The organism is Candidatus Jidaibacter acanthamoeba (assembly GCF_000815465.1).
Taxonomy (GTDB): Bacteria; Pseudomonadota; Alphaproteobacteria; order Rickettsiales; family Midichloriaceae; genus Jidaibacter; species Jidaibacter acanthamoebae.
Genome location: NZ_JSWE01000137.1, coordinates 1 through 1,404, shown reverse-complemented (window position 1 = coordinate 1,404; position 1,404 = coordinate 1). Strand labels below are relative to the sequence as shown.

General features: G+C 32.2%; 2 protein-coding genes. One reads left to right on the top strand and one right to left on the bottom strand.

Annotated features, from left to right (window positions below; all coding sequences use genetic code 11):
• Positions 1-445 (top strand): ankyrin repeat domain-containing protein (locus tag NF27_RS06935; protein ID WP_039457504.1); only part of this gene is annotated, 445 nt, incomplete at its 5' end.
• A 216-nt stretch (positions 446-661) separates the two neighbouring features.
• On the opposite strand, the gene NF27_RS06930 is transcribed toward NF27_RS06935, so the two are convergent.
• Positions 662-1,318, bottom strand: a complete 657-nt coding sequence (locus tag NF27_RS06930; protein WP_084212852.1) for an IS6 family transposase — start codon at positions 1,316-1,318, stop codon at positions 662-664.
• Between the last annotated feature and the right edge of the window lie 86 nt (positions 1,319-1,404).

The window sequence follows — 1,404 nt, the reverse complement described above, 5'->3', positions numbered from 1 at the left end:
CGGATTTACTGCTTTACACTTGGCAGCAAATGGTGGGCATGTAGAGGGTTATAAGTTATTACTTGAGCAGGGTGCTGATCCTAATATTACTATAGAAGGATATACGGCAAGAAAGTTATATCAAGCTTCACACTCTGATAAGATAAAAGAATGCAAAGCAGCTGAAAGGGAAGTTGAAGCTAAAAGGAAGGCAGATAGATCTGAGAGATTGGATATAGTGGGATCCAAGAGACGACTTGATTTTGCAGAAATTATAAATGGTTCTAGAAACCCTAGAGTTGAAAAAGGATCGGATTACTCATCACCTGAAAAGCCTTCTGTAAACTCTCAAAGAGATATAGGAGAAAAATTGGTGGGTTCCGTAGCTAAAAAACCAAGATTTAGTGACTTTAGAAATCCAGCTGATAATAGAGAAGAGCAGAAATCAATGGGCAGAGGGTCTTAAAAGGAGACCATTGAATTAACCGTGATACCGTGTTTAAAGTCAATATGATAAAATAGATTTTTTTTTGATATTCCACTCGCTACAGTGCTATATGGTAGAGCACTCGCATATTATAAAAATTTTATTTCTAGATTTATAATAAGTTTAACAGGTACCGTCAACTTAACTTAGAGTAATAATTTTGTTATATGTAAGAAGTAAGCATTTTGCTATATATTATACATAATAATGTTGAGAAGCAGCCTCATTGAATAATTTAAAAGCAAGCCTCATTTTATTTTTATATTCTGAAGCTTTAAACTTATATCTATTTACTTTTAATAAATTTAAAAATTGACTGCATGATGATAAGAACCGTTGTGTATGTACAGGATCCTTAAATTTTCTCATTTGACGCTCTCTCTGCCTAGTAGGTTGATGAGAGTTTTCTATTAAGTTATTTAATCGCTTATGCTTCCTGTGCTCACTAGATTTAAGTATTGATTTCTTTGCCGATCCGTAACTTCTTAATTTATCAGTTACTATTATTTTTGGTATAAAATTATGCCTCTTCAGTAGCTTTTTAAAAAACCTAAGCGCAGCTTTAGTATTCCTTCTCTTCTGCAATAAAATATCTAACTCTTGCCCCTGATTGTCTATTGCTCGCCATAACCAAAAAACCTCTCTTCTTATTACTACTCTCATTTCATCCAAATGCCACTTATCACCAGGAATATAACTTCTCTTCTTACCTATATTATTTGCTATTATTGAGCCAAACTTCTTATTCCATTCTCTTATACTTTCATGACTTACCTCAATATTCCTATACAACAATATTTCTGATATATCTCTCAAGCTTAAAGAATACCTGTGATATAACATAACTAACATATCTTATTATTTTACGTTGGTACCTATGCCTCTTATACATCACTAGACCTATATATTTTTATATTAATATTATATACTAGCTTAAT